At 66.1% G+C, this 22862-nt stretch carries 23 protein-coding genes; 16 read left to right on the forward strand and 7 right to left on the reverse strand.

Annotated elements, in window-relative coordinates:
* A partial coding sequence (locus tag QQK43_RS18280; protein WP_284308912.1) for a PTS mannitol transporter subunit IIA occupies positions 1-503 on the reverse strand: 503 nt, incomplete at its 3' end.
* 187 nt (positions 504-690) lie between these two features.
* On the opposite strand from QQK43_RS18280, the gene QQK43_RS18285 reads away from it, so the two are divergent.
* Positions 691-1710: a LacI family DNA-binding transcriptional regulator gene (locus QQK43_RS18285; protein WP_284308913.1), complete on the forward strand. Its 1020-nt coding sequence runs from the start codon at positions 691-693 to the stop codon at positions 1708-1710.
* A gap of 130 nt (positions 1711-1840) precedes the next feature.
* Here the strand turns inward: QQK43_RS18285 and QQK43_RS18290 are convergent, their stop codons facing one another.
* The 4 genes from QQK43_RS18290 to ilvD are packed head-to-tail and all read right to left on the reverse strand — an operon-like array spanning position 1841 to position 6732.
* The gene (locus tag QQK43_RS18290) at positions 1841-2290 is read right to left on the reverse strand and encodes an aconitase X swivel domain-containing protein (protein WP_284308914.1); all 450 of its coding nucleotides are present in this window, start codon (positions 2288-2290) and stop codon (positions 1841-1843) included.
* Positions 2287-3570: an aconitase X gene (locus QQK43_RS18295; RefSeq protein WP_284308915.1), complete on the reverse strand. Its 1284-nt coding sequence runs from the start codon at positions 3568-3570 to the stop codon at positions 2287-2289. The genes QQK43_RS18290 and QQK43_RS18295 overlap by 4 nt, the downstream gene beginning before the upstream one ends.
* A 7-nt stretch (positions 3571-3577) precedes the next feature.
* Entirely contained in the window at positions 3578-5002 is a 1425-nt protein-coding gene (locus QQK43_RS18300) for an FAD-dependent oxidoreductase (RefSeq protein WP_348533544.1), read from the reverse strand.
* 47 nt (positions 5003-5049) lie between these two features.
* On the reverse strand, positions 5050-6732 hold the full coding sequence (gene ilvD / locus QQK43_RS18305; protein WP_284308917.1) for a dihydroxy-acid dehydratase: 1683 nt from the start codon (positions 6730-6732) through the stop codon (positions 5050-5052).
* Between the two features lie 128 nt (positions 6733-6860).
* On the opposite strand from ilvD, the gene QQK43_RS18310 reads away from it, so the two are divergent.
* The 7 genes from QQK43_RS18310 (at position 6861) to QQK43_RS18340 (ending at position 12715) form a co-directional block, all read left to right on the forward strand.
* Complete coding sequence (locus QQK43_RS18310; RefSeq protein WP_284308918.1) at positions 6861-7391, forward strand: MarR family winged helix-turn-helix transcriptional regulator; 531 nt, start codon at positions 6861-6863, stop codon at positions 7389-7391.
* Positions 7392-7489: 98 nt separating this feature from the next.
* Positions 7490-8545 carry a type 2 periplasmic-binding domain-containing protein gene (locus tag QQK43_RS18315; protein ID WP_284308921.1) on the forward strand — a complete coding sequence of 352 codons (1056 nt, stop codon included), beginning with the start codon at positions 7490-7492 and terminating at the stop codon, positions 8543-8545.
* Entirely contained in the window at positions 8542-9042 is a 501-nt protein-coding gene (locus QQK43_RS18320) for a TRAP transporter small permease (protein ID WP_284308922.1), read from the forward strand. The genes QQK43_RS18315 and QQK43_RS18320 overlap by 4 nt, the downstream gene beginning before the upstream one ends.
* Before the next feature lie 4 nt (positions 9043-9046).
* Positions 9047-10357 carry a TRAP transporter large permease gene (locus QQK43_RS18325; protein WP_284308923.1) on the forward strand — a complete coding sequence of 437 codons (1311 nt, stop codon included), beginning with the start codon at positions 9047-9049 and terminating at the stop codon, positions 10355-10357.
* Positions 10354-11172: an SDR family NAD(P)-dependent oxidoreductase gene (locus QQK43_RS18330; RefSeq protein ID WP_284308924.1), complete on the forward strand. Its 819-nt coding sequence runs from the start codon at positions 10354-10356 to the stop codon at positions 11170-11172. The genes QQK43_RS18325 and QQK43_RS18330 overlap by 4 nt, the downstream gene beginning before the upstream one ends.
* A 3-nt stretch (positions 11173-11175) precedes the next feature.
* Positions 11176-11718 (forward strand): cupin domain-containing protein, encoded by a 543-nt coding sequence (locus QQK43_RS18335; protein ID WP_284308925.1) that lies wholly within the window; start codon positions 11176-11178, stop codon positions 11716-11718.
* Positions 11719-11746: 28 nt separating this feature from the next.
* Positions 11747-12715 carry a Bug family tripartite tricarboxylate transporter substrate binding protein gene (locus tag QQK43_RS18340; RefSeq protein WP_284308926.1) on the forward strand — a complete coding sequence of 323 codons (969 nt, stop codon included), beginning with the start codon at positions 11747-11749 and terminating at the stop codon, positions 12713-12715.
* A 314-nt stretch (positions 12716-13029) separates the two neighbouring features.
* Here the strand turns inward: QQK43_RS18340 and glmS are convergent, their stop codons facing one another.
* On the reverse strand, positions 13030-14886 hold the full coding sequence (glmS, locus tag QQK43_RS18345) for a glutamine--fructose-6-phosphate transaminase (isomerizing) (protein WP_234267443.1): 1857 nt from the start codon (positions 14884-14886) through the stop codon (positions 13030-13032).
* Positions 14887-15022: 136 nt separating this feature from the next.
* On the opposite strand from glmS, the gene QQK43_RS18350 reads away from it, so the two are divergent.
* Both QQK43_RS18350 and QQK43_RS18355 read left to right on the forward strand, forming a co-directional pair.
* Positions 15023-15535 (forward strand): Lrp/AsnC family transcriptional regulator, encoded by a 513-nt coding sequence (locus QQK43_RS18350; RefSeq protein WP_234267442.1) that lies wholly within the window; start codon positions 15023-15025, stop codon positions 15533-15535.
* 86 nt (positions 15536-15621) lie between these two features.
* Positions 15622-16392, forward strand: coding sequence for a DUF2726 domain-containing protein (locus QQK43_RS18355; protein WP_284308927.1), 771 nt, complete (start codon positions 15622-15624; stop codon positions 16390-16392).
* Positions 16393-16413: 21 nt separating this feature from the next.
* Here QQK43_RS18355 and glmU read toward each other — a convergent pair whose 3' ends face one another.
* The gene (gene glmU, locus QQK43_RS18360; protein ID WP_284308928.1) at positions 16414-17820 is read right to left on the reverse strand and encodes a bifunctional UDP-N-acetylglucosamine diphosphorylase/glucosamine-1-phosphate N-acetyltransferase GlmU; all 1407 of its coding nucleotides are present in this window, start codon (positions 17818-17820) and stop codon (positions 16414-16416) included.
* Between glmU and QQK43_RS18365 the strand changes: the two genes are divergently transcribed.
* The 6 genes from QQK43_RS18365 (at position 17819) to QQK43_RS18390 (ending at position 22829) form a co-directional block, all read left to right on the forward strand.
* Positions 17819-18778 carry a DUF6279 family lipoprotein gene (locus tag QQK43_RS18365; protein ID WP_284308929.1) on the forward strand — a complete coding sequence of 320 codons (960 nt, stop codon included), beginning with the start codon at positions 17819-17821 and terminating at the stop codon, positions 18776-18778. The genes glmU and QQK43_RS18365 overlap by 2 nt on opposite strands.
* Positions 18779-18961: 183 nt before the next feature.
* Positions 18962-19702 carry a GntR family transcriptional regulator gene (locus QQK43_RS18370; RefSeq protein WP_234267438.1) on the forward strand — a complete coding sequence of 247 codons (741 nt, stop codon included), beginning with the start codon at positions 18962-18964 and terminating at the stop codon, positions 19700-19702.
* A complete protein-coding gene (locus tag QQK43_RS18375) occupies positions 19702-20502 on the forward strand; it encodes a transporter substrate-binding domain-containing protein (RefSeq protein WP_370465310.1) in 801 nt (266 codons plus the stop codon). Before QQK43_RS18370 ends, QQK43_RS18375 begins: the two co-directional genes overlap by 1 nt.
* 25 nt (positions 20503-20527) lie before the next feature.
* Positions 20528-21190, forward strand: a complete 663-nt coding sequence (locus tag QQK43_RS18380) for an amino acid ABC transporter permease (RefSeq protein ID WP_284308930.1) — start codon at positions 20528-20530, stop codon at positions 21188-21190.
* Between the two features lie 165 nt (positions 21191-21355).
* Positions 21356-21997 carry an amino acid ABC transporter permease gene (locus tag QQK43_RS18385; RefSeq protein ID WP_234267436.1) on the forward strand — a complete coding sequence of 214 codons (642 nt, stop codon included), beginning with the start codon at positions 21356-21358 and terminating at the stop codon, positions 21995-21997.
* 67 nt (positions 21998-22064) lie between these two features.
* Entirely contained in the window at positions 22065-22829 is a 765-nt protein-coding gene (locus QQK43_RS18390; RefSeq protein WP_284308931.1) for an amino acid ABC transporter ATP-binding protein, read from the forward strand.
* The last annotated feature ends 33 nt before the right edge of the window (positions 22830-22862 follow it).

Here is a 22862-nt window from a genome sequence, read left to right on the forward strand (position 1 = left end):
CCGTTCGGGTAGTCGAGCACCAGGTCTTCGGCCAGCGGCCCATCGGCCACCGCCGCGGGCGCAGCGGCCGGCGCGGCGGCGTCACGGGTCAGCGCGGCCACGATCTCATCGGCGTCGGTCGTCGCCATCAGCGCCTGCAGGCGCGGGCCGTCGGCCATGAGGCGGGTCAGGCGGCGCAGCACCGCGATGTGCTGGTCCGACGCGGCGGCCACCGCCACCACCAGTCGCACCGTGTGACCGGGCTCGTCCCAGGCCACGCCCGCAGGCACCTGCAGCACCGCCAGACCGGTGCGGCGCACCAGGCCCTTGTCTTCCACCATGCCGTGCGGCACCGCCAGACCCTGGCCCATCCAGGTGGTGGCCACCTGCTCGCGCCGCAGCAGGCTGTCGGCATAGGCGGGGTCGCAGAAACCGGCCTGCACCAGCAGAGCGCCGGCGGCGCGGATGGCGCTGTCGCGGTCGGCAACCACCGCCCCGAGTTGGACTTGCACGGGAAGATCCATGATGTCTCCTAACATTTTGGTATCGATACCATTTCGCGGATTATGCGATTTGCCACCACCCTGTCCACTGTAGAGCGCTGTTTTTGGGCCATTTATGCGGGTTAACCCCAGGAAATCGACCCGCTTCTGATGCGGATCAACCGGCTTCCGGAGGCAGAATTCAGGAATCGATACCAGATTCCGCCCCATGCCAGCCGACCCCAGCAGCCCGCACCCGCCCAGCATCAAAGACGTGGCCCGGCGCGCCAACGCCTCCACCACCACCGTCTCGCGCGTGCTCAGCCAGCCCGACGCCGTCCGGCCCGACCTGCGCCAGCGCGTGCAGCAGGCCATTGCCGAACTGGGTTACCGCCCCAACCTCGCGGCACGCCGGCTGCGCCAGCAGCGCGCGTCGCTGATCGGGCTGATCGTCTCGGACATCCGCAACCCCTTCTTCACCGACATCAGCCGCGCGGTGGAAGACATGGCCTACCGCCACGGCCTGCGCCTGATCCTGTGCAACAGCGACGAAGACCCGGCCAAGGAACAGTCCTACCTGGAGCTGATGGCCGACGAACAGGCCAGCGGCGTGATCCTCTCGCCCACGCCCGAACTGACGCGGCGCTTCCGCGCCGACCAGCACCCGTTCCCGGTGGTGCTGGTCGACCGCGCGCCCGACGACACCCCCACCGACCTGGTGCTGCTCGACAACGCACACGCCGCGCGCCGGCTCACCGAGCACCTGCTCGACCAGGGTTGCCGCCGCATTGCGCTGCTGGCCGGATCGCGCAGCAGCACCGGCCGCGAACGCCAGGCCGGCTACGAAGCGGCGCTGCGCGAGCGCGGGCTGGCGCCGCAGGTGCTGCCGCTGCGCCCCACCGCCGACGAAGGCCAGGCCGCCGCCGCGCCACTGCTCGCCACTGACCCGGCCGAACGCCCGGACGCCCTGCTCGCCACCAATGGCCTGCTGCTGCTGGGCGCCTGGAAAGCCATCCGCGCCGCCGGCCTGACCATGCCCACCGACATCGCGCTGGCCGGCTTCGACAACAACGACTGGACCACCCTACCCGAGCCCGCCGTCACCGTGCTGGCCCAGCCCACCGCCGACATCGGCCGCAGCGCGGCCGAACTGCTGCTGCAACGCATGGCCGAACCCGCGCGGCCGCCGCGCCGCATCGTGCTGGAGGGGACGCTGATGGTGCGTGGATCGAGTGCGCGTCAGGTATGACCCAAGGGCTGAGCGGTGCGGCGCCGCCACGGGTACTTCACCGACCAGAGACCCGATTCAGCTGACGACCTCCAGGTCGTTGCCCACCACAGAACATGTGCCCGGGCGCTCTTCAACAGACGCAGCACGCTCAAACAGTCGCGCGCCGCTTCCTGATTTCGACCAGACCACGGTCGGCATCCACCCGAACCCAGTCCCCCGTTTCAATCTCCGCCAGCGGGTCTTGGTCGAATGCGGTCATCGACGGCGACCTCGTCACCACCGCCCCCAGCGCGAGCTTCGTGCTCATCTGATTGAACAGCATGGCAGCCGGCGCCACACCCAGTGATCGCGTCAGGTGGAATGCGTTCGACCATCCGGAGGACCCCTTCGCGCCCGGAAACACGAGCACCTTGCCTGCGAAGCTCACGCCACGCAACTCATGACGGGTTTCCACAATCGTGCCGGTGCGCGAATCGATGCCGCCCCAGCCCGAAATGGCATCGCGTGTCACCAACGCCTCCCCCTCGGCCACGCCGGGCACCACACACCGCCCCCGCAGGACACGAACTTCGTCCTTCCCATTCTCGCTCGCAATCATGAAAGCCCTCCGTTCCACCGGCCCGTGCAAGCGGCATCGATGCACTCGGCCAGGTCGCCGAACCAGGCTTGAACACCCAGAATGGCGGGCAGATAGTGCGCCTGCTTGGCCGAATCGAGCGCCACCACGCGTGTGCCTTTCGGAGCCGCACGGCTCATGGCCGAACAGCTGTCCGTCAGCAAGTGGCCTCCCGCATCCTCAATGATCCGGGTGTAGCCATTGCGGTCGGCGAGCGACTTGATCGCACGCGGCGTGAAGATCCACAGCTCACAATCCGCATGCACCTTGCGGCCTTCGAGCAAACGCGCCGCCTCCCAGATCTGTTCGATGGTGTAGTGCGGACAGCCCAGCATCACGTAATCCACCTGGGTGTCACGCCCCGTGTGATTCAGCTTTTCCCAGGCGTCGCGGCGTTCGCGCTCGCCATAGCGCAATTGCGCTACAGGGTAATTGCCACCGAACGCCTGCGCCACACTGGGCGCTTCGGGTGTTACGCCCACCAGGTGGTACATCTCGACCCCCCCCGAGGAGGACGCCGAGGCGCCAAAATGCTTGAGCCGCGCCAGGTTGGGCAGCTTGCCAATGCCTTCGACGACAGGCACGCGGTCCTGAACCTGTTCGCCGATCCAGTAACCCAGCAACCCCCAGTCGGCCGTCGACTCGACCGGTACCGCCAGTTGAATGTGGTGCGTGCCGCGCCGATTCTCATCCAGGTGGTAACCCCAGTAAGGAATACGGCCAGTGAGCATTGCGGCGCCGACGCTCTCCCGCCCCTCAGTGTTGGTCCGTGCGCCGATCACCGAGTTGCAGTAGATCACTGCCGATGACTCCATCCAGGCGCAGTGCTCACCGCGCGTCGGGATGTTGCCCACCTGGTAGGGCGTGCAGGTATTCGTGGCTTGCACGCCCAAGCCCGTGATGTACGCCTCCCCCTGCTGGTAGAAGCGAACCGTCTGCTCATCAACCCCCATCAGTGCGGCATTGCCGGGGTCGAAACCCAGTTGCACATGGGTCGTGAACGCGCGGACTCTGGGGATCGGCACCACATCGTCGCTGTCGAGGCTGAACTCGGAAAACACCCCATCCATCCCGCCACGCTGGCGGGCATAGTCGCGCATGAAAGGTGTCGTCGCACTGATGGAGGCGACCACATTGTTGGTTTCCACCAAGCGCTCAGCCCCGAGTGCACGGCCATAGCGCAGCAGCAAATCCATGGCCCGCTGAACAGCAGGGCCATCGCGGCCATCGAGCATCGCCTGCTCGTCGTCGGTCAATCGCATGGTGGACTCAGGCCGAAACCAGTTCGCCAGCCCGCAGGTAGGCCCCTTGCGCCTTCAGCGACGCCTGCAACGCGCGCACGTCCACCGCGCGCGGCTGCACACCTTGCGCCACGGCCAGGGCTGCGGCCACGCCCGCCGCTTGACCGGTGATCCAGCACTGGGGAATCTCGCGCATGAAACCATGCGAGTTCCGGTCGCAGGAAATGTGGCGACCGCAGGCCAGTAGACCATTGAGCGACTCGGGCACCAACGCGCCATAAGGAATCGAGATGTTCGGGAACTTGGGCGAGACCGCGGGAGAGACGCCAATTTCGTCCCGCAGTGCGGTGCCGTCGGACCAGCGCGAGCGCAACACGGCGTCGACCCCTTTGAGGCGGCGCGCATGGCGCACGCCGATCTGTGGAGCGCTTAGCATCATGTAGGCATTCTCAAACCCTGGCGCGTGGGCCCGGAAGTAGTCCAGATGCTGCTCCATGGCGCGGTGCGAACGCACTTCGACCGCCGTCAGGTCGTCCACATCGAGCGCCGAATAGCCCGTCTGGCGGGGTCCCATGAACAGCGCCACGTCGTTGCGCCACGAAACAAAAGGACGCTCAAAAAGGCCGCACTGCTCCCGCCCTTCTGCCATGAAGGCAGCAAACGCATCGGGCTGCCCGGCCTTGAACCCGATCCAGCGTGTCATGTCCACGCCACCGAACAACCAGGCGGTGTTCATGCAGTGGTGCACATCGGCCGCTTCGATGTCGTTGGTGTACGCGGCACCAGCGCGCGCGAAGAGATCACCGTCGCCAGTTGCATCCACCACCACTTTGGCCTTGATCGCCATGCGCCCTTCTTTGCTCTCGAAAGCCACGCCGGTAACTCGCCCCGCTTCCACCAGCGGCTCCGCGGCCCAGGAGTGATAGACCAGTTTGACACCACGCTCCAGAACAATCTGCTGGCTCAGGAGCTTCAGCCGCTCGGGATCGATCGTAGGTGACCACGTGACGATGCCGTGGTAGGCCGCGGTGCGCTGGGACCAGTGTGCGCTCTTGTCCGCGTCCTGTGACCCCCAGTCTGCACGGTCCGGCCCGGCAATGGCTTCCGTCGGCAGGCGGTCGAAGATCTCTTCGGCAAAACCACGGATCACGAGTTCACCGCTCCAGTCCGTCATCCGGTCGATCCAGATCACCAGACCACCGGTGGACAGGCCACCAAGGTGGTTGTAGCGCTCGAGCAGCGTCACGTTGGCGCCGGCACGCGCCGCTGCGGCAGCAGCGGCGGTGCCTGACGGCCCACCGCCCACCACGAGCACATCGCACACGTGGTAAACGGGGATATCGCGGCCGGGCTCGCTCCAGGTACCGTGATCGGGCCGCGGTGGGCGTTGGTCTTTGCGATCGAAGATGTCGGACGAAAGAAAGCGTTCGTCGCCCCGCTGCGTGGTGAGCATGCCGGTTTTCGGGTCCATAGGGTTTCCTGTTGTTCGGTGTCGAAAGGTCAGCGCGGCGTGACGAGCACGGCACCTTCGGTAAGCGGGCCTACATTGCGGCGGTAGATCTGCAACCAGCCTGAGTCGAACTGCTTCGGCGATGGCTTCCAGGCCGCTCGGCGACGGGCGACTTCTTCTGGCGACACTTCCAGGTCACAGCGCCGCGTATCGAGATCGATGCTGATGGTGTCACCGTCTTCCACCAGCGCCAGTGGCCCGCAGACCGCGCCTTCCGGAGAGACCTCGGCCACAACGAGGCCCTTGCACACCAATCCCGAAAGATGCCCGTCGGTGAGCATCGCCACCTGCTCGCCCAGACCAGCGCCATCGATCGCGAACACCATGCGCGAGGAACCGCCGCCCATGCCCGGCCCTCCGCACACGCCGGCGCCCCGCATGACCACCACGTGTCCTGGCCGGATCTCTCCGTTCTTGAGAGCCGCGATGGCGGCGTCGGATGTGGAAAAGCAGATCGCCGGCCCGCTGAACCGCCGCACCTTGCGCTCGATCACGCCCGTCTTGACGATGCCGTACTCGGGCGCAAGATTGCCCCTCAGCATCATGATCGCGGGCTTGTTCGCCACGGGGCGCGAACGCGGTCGGATGACCTCCTCATCGGCAACCTCCACCCCGTGCAGGTTCTGCGCCAGCGTCCGGCCGGTGCACGTCACCACCTCGGTATCGAGCAGATCGCCAAGCTGTTTCATCACGGCACGCGCGCCGCCTGCGCTTTCGAACGCTTCAATGAAATGCTCGCCCACGGGACGCACACCGGCCAGCACGGGGACCTCGTCCGCGAAGCGCTCGAACATCCCGTACACGTCGGCACCGCAACCCGATTCGGTCGCCACTGCCTGGAGGTGCTTCACCGTGTTCACCGAGCCGCCTACCGAGAGAATGGTTTTCACCGCATTGCCGAAAGCAGCCGTCTGCAGGATGTCACGCGGCTTCAAGTCTTCCCAGACCATTTCCACAATACGCTGGCCTGCGCGGCGCACCGTCTCGAACATGGCTTCACTGTTGGCCGCCACCGGGGTACTGCCCGGCAACGCCATACCCAAGGCCTCGCACACGATGTGCATGGAGTTGGCGGTTCCCATGCCCGAACACACACCCGGTCCCCGAATCGCGTTGCGACTCATGCCGATGAGTTTGTCCATCGCCAGATGGCCTACCTGTGCATGCATCGCCCCGACGAACACGTCTTCGATGTCGACGTGCTCCCCTTGATATTCCCCGCTGGGCTGGTAGCCACAGGCCACCATCAGCGTCGGAATGTTGAGGCGCCCTGCAGCCATGAGCTGCCCCGGAACGGTCTTGTCGCATGAAGTGAGGCACACCATGCCATCGAGCTGCGCCCCCTCGACCGCCACCTCCACATCATTGGTGACAAGGTCGCGGGTGGACAGGATGTAGCCGCCCCGGCCGCCCGCACCGATCACGAAGTCGCTCGGGGCGGCGGTGCGCACCTCGAACGCAATCGCCCCCGCCGCGCGAATCGCCTCCTTGAGAACCGGCACGATGCCGTCGAGGTGGGCAAAACAGGCGGCCAGCCCCGAAGAACTGTTGACGATGGCGATTTTCGGTTTTTCGCAGTCGGCCTCAGGAATGCCGAGTGCCTGCCATTGCGCATTCCGTACTGCCCACAGATAGGACCCTCGAGGGAAGTTGCTGCGCAGTTTTCTGGTCATGAGGTGTGTCTCCAGTGTTTTGACTTTTTTATATTGACATGTCTATAAATGGATTGTCAATATTGACTTGTGGCATGCTCAGCCCTCAAGGCTTCGAAGACACCTGACCACACACCGAAAGAACCGCCATGAGCACAAGCAAACCAGCCACACGCAGCAGCCAGACGACCACGCCTCCGAAACGCGCCGCCAGCCGAACGGCCGAAGTCAGCGGGGCAGATGCCGACGTCAACCGGTACTTGGCCGCCTACATCATGGGTGTCGCCAATCGACTGGCCAATGGCGCTTCGAACCACTACCGAAAAAACTTCAACATGGGCATGTCGGAGTGGCGAGTCATGATGGCGCTGGGCACCAACAGCGAGCTGATCGTGCGCGAGGTGGCGGAAAAGGCCGATATCGACTACGCCGCTGCCAGCAAGAGTCTGCGTCTGCTGCAGGAGCGGGGTCTCATCGACATTGAGCAGACCAATCGGCGCGGGCGGGCCGCCATCGCGCACATGACGCCGGAGGGGACGGCGCTCTACCGCAAGCTGCGCGACTCGGCGCGCAAGCGACAGCAGCGGCTCGTTGCCGCCTTCAATGAGGAAGAGATCACGCAGCTCTGGTCGCTTCTGCGCCGGATTGAAGCCCAGGTCCCGCACATGAACGCAGATTGAGTTCCAAGGCTCACAATTTCTTGACATCCCATTTCTAGATATGTCAATATAAAAAAGCGGTGGCGATCAGCACGCCGCACCCTCATACAGGAGACAAAATGAACTTCCCCCTCATGCGCGACGGCCTGCGTCCTCGCGACACCCGACGCAAGCGCCTGTTCGCCACCTGCGCCATCAGCCTCACCACATTGCTGGTCGCTCCGCAGGTGCTCGCCCAGGAAAAAGTCACCTTGCGCGTAGCCAGCTTCATGCCGCCGCAGGGCTTTCTGAACCAAGCCATCGTCATTCCGTTTCTGGACCGCGTGGTGGCCGACTCAAAGGGCACTCTCGAATACAAGTGGTTTCCCGGGGGGACGCTGGGCCGGGCACCGGCTGAACAACTCAAGCTGGTGCAGGAAGGCACTGCCGACGTGGCCATCGTGCTCCCCGCCTACACGCCTGGCGCATTCGACGCCTATGACGTCACACAACTCCCTGGGGTTGCCGGAAATACACGCGCTGCCTCGGTCGGCGCCTGGCGCGCTCTCGAAGCGGGCCAGATTCCCACACCCGACAAAGTGAAAGTACTGGGGCTGGTCACCACCGCATCCAATGTGCTGCACATGAAGAAGCCCCTGAGCAAAGTGGCGGATCTGGCGGGCCAAAAAGTCCGCGCCGCTGGTGCCCTGCAAATGGACGCCATGAACAACCTGGGGGGGGCGGCGGTGGGCAACATCAGGGGCCCCGAAATCGCCGAAGCCCTTTCCCGCAATCTCCTCGATGGCGTCCTCATGGACTGGATCGGGATCAAGGAATTCCGCGTGGACCGCACGACCAGCCATCACGTCGACGTCGACTTTGGCCGCGTCGCGATCATTCTGCCTATCAACGCTCAGCGATACGCGTCTCTGCCCGAGGCGGCAAAAGCCGCTTTCGCCAAACACGGTGGCCTCGCGTATGCGCAGACGGGCGGCAAGGCATTCGACGACGCTGTCAGTGAATACCGCTCCAGCTATCTGAAGGAAAAGGACCACACGGCCATCAATTTTCCGGCCTCGGATAGCGCACGCATACGCACCGCCTTTGACACGGTTGTCAACAACTGGGTGAAGGAGCAACCGGGTCGCGACAAGCTGCTCGAAACCTTCCGCAAAGGCGCAGCAGAAGAAAAATGAAGCTGGACGCCCCCATGGCGCCAGCGACCACCCCAGACGTCAGCGCAGGCGACAGGCTCGCCTGCGCCGGTTTGGGGGTCCTGCTGGCCAATGTCATTCTTATCGGCATCGACGTCATCGCTCGCTGGCTGTTCAACATTCCCCAGTCCTGGGTGGCCGATGTGGCACAACTTTCCTATCCGATTGCCATCGCCTGCTGCTTCCCAGCGGCCCTGGAAAGCGGACACATGATCGCCGTGCGTTTCCTCGGTGAAGCCATCGGGCAACGCACGGCACGGGCACTGGACACCGTCGGCCAGATGAGCTTGGTTCCGCTGCTGCTGGTGTTTGCCTGGAAGATGGCCGAAAGGGCGATATCGGACTGGAGCACTGGATTCAAAACCCCGACCCTCGCCTGGCCGGTCGCCCCAACCTGGGTAGCCGTCACCTTGCTGCTCTTGCTGTCCGCCTGGATCCAGCTTCGCATCTGTCTGCGTGCGCTACACCGCGCCTCCTGAGATCATGCTCCTAGACAACCCCATCCTCATCCTGCTGCTTGGCATCGGGGTCATGCTGCTGCTCATGGCTCTGCATGTACCGATCGGTGTCGCAATGGCCATTTCGGGCCTTACCCTGTTCGCCATGCTGGCCACCATCCCAGCGGCGCTGGGCACCATTTCGGTCGAGATCGCCAGCGCCCTTTCCAGTTCGGATCTCATCACCATCCCGCTCTTTCTGCTCATGGGCAGCCTGGGTGCCCGAGCAGGCATCTCGTCAGATATCTACCGCATGGCCAGCCAATGGGTCGGTCACCACCGCGGCGGTCTTGCCATGGCCACGGTCGTGGGTTGTGCGGGTTTCGGCGCCTTGTGCGGCTCCTCCGTGGCCACCGCAGCCACCATGGGGCGCGTCGCCTTGCCAGAAATGCTGGATCGCGGCTACAAGCCGAGCCTGGCCACTGGAAGCATTGCCAGCGGGGGCACACTGGGCATCCTCATTCCGCCGTCGATCGTGATGGTGATCTATGCCGTGCTGACCGAACAGTTCGTGCTCGACCTGTTTGTCGCAGGCATACTGCCCGGCCTTCTGGCCATGGTCCTTTACTGCCTTGCGGTGGTCTACGTCACGCAACGTGATCCGGCGGCGGGGCCCGCCTTCGCCCCTGTTCCGATGCGCCAACGCTGGGCTTCCATCCTGCACACCTGGCGCGGCTTCCTGGTCCTGGGCGCCGTTGTCGCAGGCCTGTACTCGGGTCTGTTCACAGTGGCTGAATCCGCCTCGATGGGACTTGGCCTGACCATGGCGTTCTTCCTCGCACACGTGCCGCGAAGCGCCTGGATGCGCGAGCTCAAAGGGATCGCTGTGGAGACCGCACAGAACACGGGAATGATCTTTCTGATGGTGATCGGCGCGGCACTGTTCAGCTACTTCCTGACGATCACCGAGGCACCGCAAGCGCTGGTCACGATGGTCGAGGATGCCCATCTGAATCCCTACGTGGTGCTCGCGGTAGTGATCGTGATGTACATCTTGCTCGGCGCGGTATTTGACGACATCGCCGCCATGATTCTTACCACCCCCTTTGTGTTTCCCATGATTGTCGGCCTTGGCTTCGATCCGATCTGGTGGGGAATCATGATGGTGATGGTCATCCAGATCGGCATGATCGCGCCACCGATCGGCATAAACGTGTTCGTCATCGGCGGCATTGCGCGCGACATTCCCCTGAGCACCATCTACCGCGGAATCATGCCCTTCTTCTGGGTCGACATCCTGCGCCTCATCATCCTCACCATCTTCCCCGGCATCGCGCTCTATCTGGTTCACTCATGAAAATCTCCCAACTTTTCGACGTCACGGGCCGCCGCACACTGATTACCGGCGCCGCCAGCGGCATTGGCCGCGGTATCGCCGAAGCGATGGCCGCCAACGGTGCGCGGCTCACGCTCATCGACCAGGATGGCGAGGCCCTCGCAGCGGTGGCCGAGTTGCTGCGCCAGGATGGCGCCACGGTACGCACCACGGTGGCCGACGTCACCGACAGTGTCGCGCTCAGAACCGCCATCGATGCCATGATCGCGGCCGAAGGCGGCATCGACGTGGTGTTCGCCAACGCCGGCGTCAGCGCGGGACCGGGATTTCTCACCGGCGACGGCCAACGCAATCCCTCCGCGTCGCTGGAGAACCTGTCGTTCGACACCTTCGAACGTGCAGTGGCAGTGAACCTGGGCGGCACGCTGCGCACGATCCAGCTCGTCACGCCGGCGCTCAAGCGCAACCCGGGAGGTCGCATCATCGTGACCACCACGGTCGCACTGCACAAGACCGAAACCATGGTGAGTACGCTCTATGTGATCTCGAAAGCCGCCCAAGGGCAACTGGTGCGTCAGGCTGCGCTGGAACTGGCAGCGCACAACATCCAGGTCAACGGCATTGCACCGGGACCGGTCATCACCAACATCGGTGGCGGCCGGCTTCAGGACCCGGCGGCACGTGCACCGTTCGAGCGCTTCATCCCCATGCATCGGTTGGCCACGCCACAGGATCTGCAAGGCGCAGCGCTGTTCCTGGCTTCGCCTGCATCCAGTTACGTCACAGGCATCCAGATCACCGTCGATGGTGGCGGCAGCCTAGGCACGGCAGACTGAACGATGCGAGTCCGCCAAGTCATCACCGGCCACAACGCCCAGGGCAAGGCCATCTTCACGGAAGACCGCGAGGTTGAGGCGTCCACGGCCGCCCTGATGCCCGGACTGGGCTTTCACATGCTGTGGAGCACGCCAGGGATCTCCACATTCCCCGACGATGGCCGCGAAAGCGGATCGCCGAGCTATTTCCCACCTGAAGGCGGCCACCGTTTCCTGATTTTCACCATCCCCGCCACACGCGAAGCACCTGCTCCGGGCACCGACCTGGTTGTCGCCCGCGCCGATGCCGATCGCTTGCTGCCAGGTTTGCTCGAGAAGATGGAGCCTGACCATCCGGGCATGCACCGCTCCGACACCATCGACTTCATCTACGTGCTTGAGGGCGAGATTGTTCTGGAGCTGGACGATGGTCGCGAGACCCTGCTGCGCACGGGCGACACCGCCGTACAAAACGGCACGCGGCACGCCTGGCGCAACCGCAGCGGCAGCCCCTGCCGCCTGCTGGTGTGCATGGCCGGTGCACGCCACCAGCCTCCTCAAGGCTGACATCCAGAACACCCGACAGGAGACCGACATGGGCAATTTGCCTGGCCGCTGGTTCGCAGCCTTCATCGTCGCCATGGCCGCAGCCGTTACCCCTCTGGCCGCACAGGAATGGCCGAGTAGCCCCGTGCGGCTGGTGGTCCCGTTCCCGTCCGGTGGCGCCACCGACACGCTGGCCCGCCAGATAGCCGAACGCCTTTCGGTGGAATGGAAGCAGCCCGTCGTCATCGAGAACAAGCCGGGGGCCAACACCACGCTGGGCACCGACGTCGTCGCCAAGTCGATGCCCGATGGACACACGCTGGGCATCGTCACCGGCTCGCATGTCACCAATCCGCTGCTCAGCAGCAAGCTGCCATACAACACGCTCAAGGACCTCACTGGCGTGATGCTGCTGACACGCTTTCACATGGCGCTCTACGCCCACCCGTCCTTCCCCGCCAACACGCCGGCGGAGCTGATGGCGCTGGCACGCAGCGAGCCGGGCAAGGTGGCCTACGCCTTCGCCACCACGCAGACCTACCTGGGCATGGAACTGCTCAACAGCATGGCCGGCACGCGCATGCAGAACGTGCCCTACAAGGGAAGCGCGCAGGCCCTGAACGACCTGCTCGGCGGCCACGTGCAACTGCTGGTCGACCCGGTTCTGCAGAGCGCGGTGGAGCACACGCGCAGCGGCAAGCTCAAGCTCATCGGCACGCTCGGTGCGCAACCCTCGCCGCTCACGCCGAACGCGCCGCTCATGACCTCGGCGGTGCCGGGCTACGACTTCTCCGGCGCGTTCGGCCTGGTGGTACGCGGCGGCACGCCGCCGGCGCTGGTGCGCCGCATCCGCGACGACTTCGCCGCCGTGCTGGCCCTGCCCGAGATCGCTGCGCGCGTGCGCGACATCGGGCAGGAGCCCATTGCTTCCACGCCCGAGGAATACAACGCCTACCTCCAAGCCGAGATGAAGAAGTGGGAACCGGTGGTCAAGGCCACCGGCATACGCATCAACTGATTGCGCTCCCCCACGTGTTCCTGCCCAAGAGCCTCAAAGCGCTCACAGAAAGCCTCGGCCGAGCAGAGCAGCGGTCGGCGCACAATGGGCACATGCAACCGCGATGAAGGCTTGAACGGCTGCACTGCCAAGCCCAGCGAAGTGCTGGACCGCAGCCTTCCCTGTGTCCGTCCGCACTTGGCGTCAGTGGCTTTCCTCGCCGGTCAGGGGAAAGCCCCCTGGACCTCAAACACCTTACCGCCAACGACCCCATAGCCAAGGGTGGAGGACTGATCTCAAACTCATCGACGGGATCGCCCGCGCTGCTTCCCCCATCACTCCACCGTCACGCTCTTGGCCAGGTTGCGCGGCTTGTCCACGTCCGTGCCCTTGGCCAGGGCCGTGTGGTATGCCAGCAGTTGCAGCGGCACCACGTGCAGGATGGGAGAGAGTGCACCGTAGTGTTCGGGCATGCGGATGACGTGGATGCCTTCGCTGCTGCTTATGCGGGTGTCGGCGTCGGCCAGCACGTAGAGCACGCCGCCGCGGGCGCGCACTTCCTGCATGTTGCTCTTGAGCTTCTCCAGCAAGGTGTCGTTGGGCGCTACGGTCACCACCGGCATGGCGCTGGTGACCAGGGCGAGCGGCCCGTGCTTGAGTTCGCCGGCCGGGTAGGCCTCGGCGTGGATGTAGCTGATTTCCTTGAGCTTGAGCGCACCTTCCAGCGCGATCGGGTAATGCAGGCCGCGGCCCAGGAACAGGGCGTTGTCCATGCGCGCGAAGTCTTCGGCCCAACTGATGACCTGCGGCTCCAGCGCCAGCACGGCCTGCAGTGCCACGGGCAGGTGGCGCATGGCCTTGAGGTGGGCCGCTTCCTGCTCCTCGCTGATCTGGCCACGCACCTGCGCGAGTGCGAGCGTGAGCAGGAACAGGCCGGCCAGTTGGGTGGTGAAGGCCTTGGTGGACGCGACGCCGATTTCCACGCCGGCCCGCGTGATGTAGGCCAACTCGCACTCGCGCACCATGGCGCTGGTGGCCACGTTGCAGATGGTCAGCGTGTGCGTCATGCCCAGGCCTTGCGCGTGGCGCAGGGCGGCCAGGGTGTCGGCGGTTTCGCCGCTCTGGCTGATGGTGACGACCAGGGTCCTGGGGCTGGGCACGCTGGTGCGGTAACGGTATTCGCTGGCCACTTCCACGTCGCAGGGAATGCGGGCGATCGCCTCCAGCCAGTACTTGGCGGCGCAGCCGCTGTAGTAACTGGTGCCGCAGGCGAGGATGAGCACGCGGTCGATCTGCTTGAACACGCCATAGGCGCCGTCACCGAACAGTTCGGGGGTGATGCCTTCCACGCCTTCGAGCGTGTCGCCGATGGCGCGCGGCTGCTCGAAGATCTCTTTTTGCATGTAGTGCCGGTAGGGGCCGAGCTCGGCCGCACCGCTGTGCGCGTGCACGGTGCGCACCGGGCGCTGTGCGGCGTCGAAGCTGCGGCCCTGGCCATCGGCCACCCAGTAGCGGCCCAGTTGCAGGTCCACCAGATCCCCCTCTTCCAGGTAGACGATCTGGTCGGTCACGCCGGCCAGGGCCATGGCGTCGCTGGCCAGGAAGTGTTCCTTGCCGCCGTCGCCCACGCCCAGCACCAGCGGCGAGCCGGCGCGCGCACCGACCACGCGGTGCGGTTCGTCCTTGTGGAACACGGCCAGCGCGTAGGCGCCGTGCAGTTGCGCCACCGCGCCCTGCAGGGCGGCGAACACGTCGCCGTCGTAGAGCGAGTCGATCAGGTGAGCGATGACTTCGGTGTCGGTCTGGCTTTCGAACACGTAGCCCTTGGCCTGCAGGGCGGCACGCAGTTCGTCGTGGTTTTCGATGATGCCGTTGTGCACCAGCGCCACCCGGCCGGCTGCGCCCTGGGCCGCCGCCGGGCCGTGACTGAAGTGCGGGTGGGCGTTGTGCACGGCGGGCGCGCCGTGCGTGGCCCAGCGCGTGTGGGCGATGCCGGTGCCGCTGGCGATGGCTTCCTGCTGCACCTGTTGCACCAGTTCGGCCACGCGGGCCGTGCTGCGCGCGCGGCGCAGGCTGCCGTCGTGAATGGCAACGCCACAGGAGTCGTAGCCCCGGTATTCCAGCCGCTGCAAACCCTGAACCAACACAGGAACGATGTCACGACCCGAAACGCCTGCGACGATGCCACACATAGGTTTTGCTCCAAGAGATGAGGTGCCGTGATGGTAGGCACATCATCTCGGAATAAGCACTCTCAATCGTCGTATACATGAACGATAATTTCACAAATCCAGCATAGAGATTGATTATTTCAATTTTTATTAGTTTATGGAATCAGAGTTCATCGACGACACCGATCTGCGCCTGCTCGACCTGCTGCAGACCGACGCCAGCCGCAGCAACCAGGACACGGCGGCGCTGGCGCACGTGTCGCCGCCCACCAGCCTGCGGCGCGTGAAGCGGCTGCGCGAGATCGGCGCCATCGAACGGGTGGTGGCCGTGCTCAGCCCGGACCGCCTGGCCCCGCTGATCGGACACGGCCTCACGGCGATGGTGGAAATCACGCTGGAACGGCAGGGCGCCGAGCACCTGGACGCGTTCGAAGCGCGCGTCGTGCCCGACCCGGCGGTGCAGCAGTGCTACCGCGTCAGCCCCGGGCCCGACTTCATGCTGGTGGTGCACACGCCCGACATGCCCGCCTATCTGGCCCTGGCACAACGCCTCTTCACGGCCGACGCCAATGTGCGTAACGTCAAGGCTTTCTTCAGCGTCAAGCGCGCCAAGTTCGATCCGCGCCTGCCACTGCCGGCCCGGATGACCCCTCCGCCTCACACACCGTAGTAACAAAGGGTTAATTGAAGAACCGGCGCGTAACCGGCTCCTAGAATCGACCGCACGAAAGTATTCATGCTTCAGGAGGACTGCTCATGCTGCCGTTGGCCCTGGGACTGCTGATCGCCGTTGCGCTGGTGGCGCTGGGCGTGTGGCTGTACCGCCGCTATTTCCCGAAAAACAGCGGTCGCGACGATCGCTACGAACCGCAACCGCTGCTGACCGCCGAACAGCTGGCCATGCTGGACTACCTGCACGACAGCTTTCCCGGGCAAGAGATCCTGGCCGATGTGCGCCTGAGTGCACTGCTGGGTGTGCGCCGCGCCAGCGACCGGCAGCGCGCTGTCAAGCGGCTCGACGGGCACCGGGTCGACTACGTGGTCTGCAGCGCCGACGGCCGCGCGATCTTCGCGTTCGACGTGGAGCAATACCACCTGAGCAACGCCAAGGCCAAGGCGCACAAGCTCAAGCTCAAGAACCGCATGCTCAAGACGGCCGGGGTGCGTTTCGTGTTCCTCAAGAACGGCATCCACCGCATGCCTTCGCCCAACGACTTCCGCCGCCAGCTCGACCTGGCGGAGCTGCCCCGCCCGATCCAGCGCGAACGCGAGCCCGAACCCGAAACGCCGCGTCAGCAGCTCGAATCGCATTTTTCGCAGTTCGACCAGCTCTACCCCACCACCGGTTTCCGCGATTCGGACGTGCTGGGCCTGAGCGGCCTGATGGAACTGGGGCCGCAAAGCGGCGAGGCGCCTCAGCGCCCCTCGTCACGCCCCCCGGAGCCGGCCGTGCGACCGGCGCAGCGCCCCGGCCGCGCACCGGCCACCGACAGCAAGCGCGTGCCCACACTGCACCAGCGGCACTGAGGCGCGGCGACCCGCGCCGCGTCAGGCTTTGGGTGGGTTCTTGCGCGGCCGCTGCCAGTTCGGGATGCTCACCTGCTTGCCGCGCGCCACGCTCAGCGCGCCGGCCGGCGTGTCCTTGGTGATGGTGGAGCCGCCGCCCACCGTGCCGCCAGCACCCAGCGTCACGGGCGCCACCAGCACGCAGTTGCTGCCCACGTGCACGTCGGCCTCGATCACGGTGCGGTGCTTGTTGGCGCCGTCGTAGTTGGCGGTGATGCTGCCGGCGCCGTAGTTCACGCGCTCGCCCACCGTGGCGTCGCCCAGGTAGGCCAGGTGGTTGGCCTTGGCCCCGTCGGCCAGGGTCGAATTCTTGACTTCGACGAAGTTGCCGATGTGCACCTCGGCGCCCAGCTGGGCACCCGGGCGCAGCCGGGCAAACGGACCGATCAGCGCGCCAGGGCCCACGCTCACACCGGCTTTTTCGCCGTCGATGTGGGTGAATGGGTGGATCACCGCCCCCGCGGCGAGGGTGGCGTTGGCGATCACGCAGTGCGCGCCGATGCGCACGCCCTCGCCCAGCACCACGCGGCCTTCGAACACGCAGCCGACGTCGATCTCCACGTCGGGCCCGCACTGGAGCTCACCACGCACGTCAAAACGTGCCGGGTCGGCCAGGCGCACGCCCTGCTCCAGCAGTTCGTGGGCGCGGCGCCCCTGGTAGGCGCGCTCCAGCTCGGCCAGTTGTTTCGGGCTGTTGACGCCCGCCACCTGCGCGGCGTCGGTGATGCGGTGCGCCTGCACCGGCACGCCGTCGGCCACGGCGAACTTGACCACGTCGGTCAGGTAGTACTCGTTCTGGGCGTTGCGGTTGTCCAGCCGCGCCAGCCAGCCACGCAGCAGCCGCGTGGGCACGGCCATGATGCCGCTGTAAATCTCGGTGATGGCTTTCTGCGCCTCGCTCGCGTCCTTCTGCTCCACAATGGCCTGCACCGCGCCGTCGGTGCCGCGCACGATGCGCCCATAGCCCGTGGGATCGGGCTGGTCCAGCGTCAGCAGCGCCAGGCACTGGCCGCCGCACAGCGCCAGCAGCGCCTGCAAGGTGTCGGCCTGGGTCAGCGGCACGTCGCCCGAAAGCACCAGGGTCACGCCGTCGTCGGCCAGCACAGGCACCGCCTGCTGCACCGCGTGGCCGGTGCCCAGTTGCGGCTCCTGGCGCACGAAGCCCAGGGCCGTGCCCGCACCGCCCGGCGCCGCCAGCCCCGCTTCCACCTGCGCGGCCTCGTGACCGGTGATCACCACCACCTGGCGAGCGGAAAGCCGCACGGCCGTGTCAATCACATGCTGCGCGAGTGCACGTCCGCCCAAACGGTGCAAAACTTTGGGCCGCCGGCTTTTCATGCGCGTGCCTTTGCCGGCCGCCATCACCACCACATCCACAGGGAACGACATGAACACCTCTTACGGGGCGCCCATGCACCCCTTTGCCATCGTGGGGCGGATTATCGCGCCCCCACTGGCGGCCGCCCGCCGCCTGCTGACGCGCTGGCGCCTGGCCGCGCTGCTGCTGGCCGCCCTGGCACTGACGGGCTGCAGCGTGCTGCGGCTGGCCTACAGCCAGGCCCCCGCCGCGCTGTACTGGTGGGTCGACGGCTATGTCGACCTGAACGACGCGCAGAGCGCGGCGCTGCGCCAGGACATCGACCGCTTCGCGGCCTGGCACCGGCAGGACGAGCTGCCCGCCTACATCGGCCTGCTGGGCACCTGGCAGGCCATGGCCCCCCAGAACACCACCGGCGCCCAGAGTTGCGCACAGTACGGCGCGCTGCGTGCGGCCGTGGTGCGGCTGGCGGACCAGGGCGCCGAACCGCTGGCACGCGTCGCGCTGCAGCTCTCGCCCGCCCAGTTGCAGCACCTGGAGCGGCACCACGCCAAGCGCAACCGCGAATTTGAAAAGGATTTCCTGCGCGGCACCCCCACCCAGCGCCTGCAGCGCCGCGTGGACAAGGCGGTGGACCGCTATGAAATGCTGTACGGCCGGCTCTCGCCCGAGCAGGTGGCACAGGTGCGCCAGGGTCTGCGTGACGCCCCGTTCGATGCCGAACGCCTGCTGGCCGAGCGCCGGGCCCGGCAGGACGAACTGCTGCGCCTGATCCGCCAGCTCCAGGCCGCGCAGGGCGGGCCGCTCGCCACCGGCGCCGCCGTGCCCGCGCCCGCCGTGGCCGCGCTGCGCGACTGGTTCGTGCGCGGTCTGCCCCAGGCGGATGACCCGGGCGCGCCCTGGATCGCCCATGGCTGCGCCGAGTACGCGGCGCTGCATAACCGCACCAGCGCCGCCCAGCGCGAACGCGCGGTGCAGGTGCTCAAAGGTTACGAGGCCGACCTGCGCGCCCTCGCCGCACCCGCCTGAGGCGCACCAGAACCCGCCCCGGCGCCCCTCGTCCGTGCGGGTGCCCGCCCCGTTTCGGACCAGCCAACCTGTCCCTGGTGGTGCGCACGCACCTGCCTGGTCAGTTCTGCGCACACATCTGATGCTCAAATCTTGCATACAAGGCCTGCATGGCATGGCACGGTTCTCGCAAGCAGCGAAACCATGGTCAGTTCCACCGACATCGCCCAACGCATCATCGAAGCCATCCTGGCGCAGCGCCTGGCCCCCGGCACGCGCCTGGGCGAGCAGAACCTGTCGATGCTGTTCGACTGCAGCCGCACCCTGGTGCGCGAAGCCCTGGTGCGGCTGGCGGCGCGCGGCATCGTCACCGTCAGCTCGCGCCGCGGCTGGTTCGTGGTGCAGCCCTCGCACGAAGAGGCGCGCGAGGCCTTCGAGGCCCGCCGCGTCATCGAAACCGGGCTGATCCGCCGCCAGTCCCCCGTCAACAAGAGCGCCATCAAACGCCTGCGCCAGCATGTGAAGCAGGAGCAGGCCGCGCTCAAGGGCAGCGACATCGGGCAGCGCAGCTACCTGCTGGGCGACTTCCACGTCTGCCTGGCCGAATGCCTGGGCAACCAGTTGCTGGCCGACACGCTGCGCGACTACACCGCACGCACCACGCTCATCGCCATGCTCTACCAGAGCACGCACGACGCGGTGCAGTCCTGCCAGGACCACGTGGCCATCGTCGAAGCGCTGGAACGCGGCGACACCGCACACGCCGAGGCCCTGATGGAAGAACACATCGGCCAGGTGCAGGCCGCACTGCGCCTGGCCCCCGCCGACGACCCGCTGGCCGACCTGCGGCAGGCACTGGCGCCGGTCACCCCCCCTTCTGTCGCGGCCGTGGCCGCGCCCGCTTCCCCCACCCCTCCCGAAACCTACCTAGGAGCCCTGCTGTGATCACCCTGAACAAACGCGCCTTCACCGCCTCTGCCCTCGCCCTGGCAGCGCTGGCCGTCACCGGCACCGCACACGCCCAGTCCGCGCTGGACGACATCCTCAAGGCCAAGACGATCAAGATCGCGGTGCCCACCGACTACCCGCCTTACGGCTTCGTCGGCATCGACCTGCAGCCCCAGGGCCTGGACATCGACATGGCCAAGCTGATCGCCGACAAGCTGGGCGTGAAGCTGCAGATGGTGCCGGTCATCAGCGGCAACCGCATTCCCTATGTGCAGACCAAGCAGGTGCACCTGGTGATTTCCACGCTGGGCAAGAACGCCGAGCGCGAGAAGGTGATCGACTTCACGCACGCCTACTCGCCCTTCTTCCAGGCCGTGTACGGCCCCAAGAGCCTGTCGATCAAGAGCTTCGCCGACCTGGGCGGCAAGACCATTGCGGTGGCCAAGGGCGCGATGGAAGAGCAGGAACTGGTCAAGGTCGGCCCGGCCAGCATGGACTTCAAGCGCTATGAAGACCAGGCCGCCAGCACCGCCGCCTTCGTGGCCGGCCAGACGCAGCTGATCGCCACCAGCGTCTCCAACGCCGGCCTGATGGCGCAGAAGAACCCGCAACTGGGCGCCGAATTCAAGCTGCTCATCAAGGACAGCCCGAACTTCATCGGCGTGGCCAAGGGCGAGCCCGCGCTGCGCGCCAAGGTCAACGAAATCATCGTCGCCGCCAAGGCCGACGGCACCCTCGACAAGATGGCGCAGAAGTGGCTGGGCCGCGCCGCCGGCAACCTGCCGCTGAGCGAATAAGCGCCCGCCCGGACGAAAGCCGACCATGCCTATCGAACTCGACTTCGGCGCGGTGCTCAGCCAGTGGCCCTTCCTGCTCCAGGGGGTGCTGTGGACGCTGGGCCTGACCGCGATCGCGCTGGTGCTGGGCCTGCTGGTCGGCGTCGGCTGTGCCTGGGCCCGCGCGAGCGGGCCCGCCTGGCTGCGCTGGGTGTGCGGGGCGTATGTGGAGCTGATCCGCAACACCCCGTTCATCGTGCAGCTGTTCTTCATCTTCTTCGGCCTGCCTTCGCTGGGCGTCAAGCTCTCGCCCGAGACGGCTTCCATCATCGCGATGGTGCTGAACCTCGGCGCCTACGCCACCGAGATCATCCGCGCCGGCATCGAAGCCACGCCGCGCGGCCAGATCGAAGCGGCGCTGAGCCTGGCACTCAACCGCGTGCAGGTGTTCACCCGCGTGGTGCTGCCGCCCTCGCTCAAGCGGGTGTGGCCGGCGCTGGTGAGCCAGATCGTGATCGTGATGCTGGGCTCGGCCGTGTGCGGCCAGATTTCCACCGAAGAGCTGAGCTATTCGGCCAATGTGATCCAGGCGCAGAACTTCCGCACCTTCGAGGCCTACATCGTCGCCACGGTGATCTACCTGCTGCTGGCGATCTGCCTGCGCAAGGCGCTCAACTGGGCGGGGCCACGCTTCGTCTTCGGCCGATGACCGCGATGCCGCTCCACACCGCCGTCATGCTCGCGCAGGCGGGCATCCAGCACCACCAAAGCCATGCCCTGGATGCCCGCCTTCGCGGGCAGGACGGCCCCCTGCGTCACAGGCCGGTGGAGAGGGCTGAGCGGGGGCTTCGCGCAAACCTGAAAGAAACACCCCATGGTTGACTTCACGCTCTGGGACATCGTCCGCAACCTGCTGCTGGCCGCGCGCTGGACGGTGGTGCTCTCGCTCATCGCCTTCGTGGGCGGCGGCCTGGTCGGCCTGCTGCTGCTGATCGCCCGCATCGCGCGCCTGCCGGGGGCCGAGCGCTTCGTCGCCGGCTATGTCCAGGTCTTTCAGGGCACGCCGCTGCTGATGCAGCTGTTCCTGGCCTACTTCGGCATCGGGCTGTTCGGCATCAACGTCTCGCCCTGGGTGTCGGTGACGCTGGCACTCACGCTCTACACCAGCGCCTTCCTCACCGAAATCTGGCGCGGCTGCGTGGCCGCCATTCCCAAAGGCCAGTGGGAAGCCGCGCAAAGCCTGGCGATGAACTTCGGCGAACAGTTGCAGCACGTGATCTTTCCGCAAGCGCTGCGCATCGCCATCCCGCCCACCGTTGGCTTCCTGGTGCAGGTGATCAAGGGCACGGCCCTGGCGTCGGTGGTGGGTTTCGTCGAACTCACGCGCGCCGGCAACATGATCTCCAACGTCACCTACGCGCCTTTCACCGTCTTCGCCTGCGTGGCGCTGATGTACTTCGTGCTGTGTTACCCCATCAGCCTCTACGCCAAGTTCCTGGAGCGGAAGACACGATGAACCCCCTGCGCCGCTTCGCGGCTTCCCCCCGTCTTATCCTCTCCGGCGCGCCACGCGCACCTCAGCCATGAACGTTTCCACTTCCACCGAACCCCAGGCCCCCATCGTCCAGATCACGGCGCTGCGCAAGTCCTACGGCACGAACGAGGTTCTCAAGGGCATCGACCTGAAGGTCGCGCGCGGCGAGGTGATCGCCATCATCGGCAAGAGCGGCTCGGGCAAGAGCACGCTGCTGCGTTGCATCAACGGGCTGGAGGTGTTCCAGGAAGGCGCGCTCACCGTCGACGGCAAGCCGCTGCTCTACGACAGCCCCATGGCCATGCGCGAGCTGCGCCAGCACGTGGGCATGATCTTCCAGAGCTTCAACCTGTTCCCGCACCTGAGCGTGGGCCGCAACATCATGCTGGCCCCCACGCTGGTGAAAAAGACCGACAAGGTCGACGCCGCCGAGCACGCGCGCAAGCTGCTGCTGCGCGTGGGGCTGGCCGAAAAATTCGACGCCATGCCCGACCAGCTTTCGGGCGGCCAGCAACAGCGCGTGGCCATCGCCCGCGCCCTGGCCATGGAGCCGGCCGTGCTGCTGTGCGACGAGATCACCAGCGCGCTCGACCCCGAGCTGGTGGGCGAGGTGCTGCGCGTGGTGGAGAGCCTGGCCAACGAGGGCATGACGCTGCTGATGGTCACGCACGAAATGAACTTCGCGCGCAAGGTGGCCGACCGCGTGATCTTCATGCACCAGGGCCGCGTGCACGAAATGGGGCCGCCCGAGGTGCTGTTCGGCAACCCACAGACGCCGGAGCTGCAGCAGTTCCTGTCGTCGCTGAAGGACTGAGGCTCCGCACCGTCAAGCCGGCGAAGGGCCCCC

Origin of the sequence: Hydrogenophaga electricum, from assembly GCF_030160815.1 — a bacterium.
Lineage (GTDB): Bacteria > Pseudomonadota > Gammaproteobacteria > Burkholderiales > Burkholderiaceae_C > Hydrogenophaga > Hydrogenophaga electricum.

What these genes read in the sequence shown, in the direction of transcription:
- QQK43_RS18285 (WP_284308913.1), top strand. Translation starts at nt 691, where the DNA reads ATGCCAGCCGACCCCAGCAGCCCGCACCCGCCCAGCATCAAAGACGTG.
- QQK43_RS18290 (WP_284308914.1), bottom strand. Translation starts at nt 2,290, where the DNA reads ATGATTGCGAGCGAGAATGGGAAGGACGAAGTTCGTGTCCTGCGGGGG.
- QQK43_RS18295 (WP_284308915.1), bottom strand. Translation starts at nt 3,570, where the DNA reads ATGCGATTGACCGACGACGAGCAGGCGATGCTCGATGGCCGCGATGGC.
- QQK43_RS18300 (WP_348533544.1), bottom strand. Translation starts at nt 5,002, where the DNA reads ATGCTCACCACGCAGCGGGGCGACGAACGCTTTCTTTCGTCCGACATC.
- ilvD (WP_284308917.1), bottom strand. Translation starts at nt 6,732, where the DNA reads ATGACCAGAAAACTGCGCAGCAACTTCCCTCGAGGGTCCTATCTGTGG.
- QQK43_RS18310 (WP_284308918.1), top strand. Translation starts at nt 6,861, where the DNA reads ATGAGCACAAGCAAACCAGCCACACGCAGCAGCCAGACGACCACGCCT.
- QQK43_RS18315 (WP_284308921.1), top strand. Translation starts at nt 7,490, where the DNA reads ATGAACTTCCCCCTCATGCGCGACGGCCTGCGTCCTCGCGACACCCGA.
- QQK43_RS18320 (WP_284308922.1), top strand. Translation starts at nt 8,542, where the DNA reads ATGAAGCTGGACGCCCCCATGGCGCCAGCGACCACCCCAGACGTCAGC.
- QQK43_RS18325 (WP_284308923.1), top strand. Translation starts at nt 9,047, where the DNA reads ATGCTCCTAGACAACCCCATCCTCATCCTGCTGCTTGGCATCGGGGTC.
- QQK43_RS18330 (WP_284308924.1), top strand. Translation starts at nt 10,354, where the DNA reads ATGAAAATCTCCCAACTTTTCGACGTCACGGGCCGCCGCACACTGATT.
- QQK43_RS18335 (WP_284308925.1), top strand. Translation starts at nt 11,176, where the DNA reads ATGCGAGTCCGCCAAGTCATCACCGGCCACAACGCCCAGGGCAAGGCC.
- QQK43_RS18340 (WP_284308926.1), top strand. Translation starts at nt 11,747, where the DNA reads ATGGGCAATTTGCCTGGCCGCTGGTTCGCAGCCTTCATCGTCGCCATG.
- glmS (WP_234267443.1), bottom strand. Translation starts at nt 14,886, where the DNA reads ATGTGTGGCATCGTCGCAGGCGTTTCGGGTCGTGACATCGTTCCTGTG.
- QQK43_RS18350 (WP_234267442.1), top strand. Translation starts at nt 15,023, where the DNA reads ATGGAATCAGAGTTCATCGACGACACCGATCTGCGCCTGCTCGACCTG.
- QQK43_RS18355 (WP_284308927.1), top strand. Translation starts at nt 15,622, where the DNA reads ATGCTGCCGTTGGCCCTGGGACTGCTGATCGCCGTTGCGCTGGTGGCG.
- QQK43_RS18365 (WP_284308929.1), top strand. Translation starts at nt 17,819, where the DNA reads ATGAACACCTCTTACGGGGCGCCCATGCACCCCTTTGCCATCGTGGGG.
- glmU (WP_284308928.1), bottom strand. Translation starts at nt 17,820, where the DNA reads ATGTCGTTCCCTGTGGATGTGGTGGTGATGGCGGCCGGCAAAGGCACG.
- QQK43_RS18370 (WP_234267438.1), top strand. Translation starts at nt 18,962, where the DNA reads ATGGTCAGTTCCACCGACATCGCCCAACGCATCATCGAAGCCATCCTG.
- QQK43_RS18380 (WP_284308930.1), top strand. Translation starts at nt 20,528, where the DNA reads ATGCCTATCGAACTCGACTTCGGCGCGGTGCTCAGCCAGTGGCCCTTC.
- QQK43_RS18385 (WP_234267436.1), top strand. Translation starts at nt 21,356, where the DNA reads ATGGTTGACTTCACGCTCTGGGACATCGTCCGCAACCTGCTGCTGGCC.
- QQK43_RS18390 (WP_284308931.1), top strand. Translation starts at nt 22,065, where the DNA reads ATGAACGTTTCCACTTCCACCGAACCCCAGGCCCCCATCGTCCAGATC.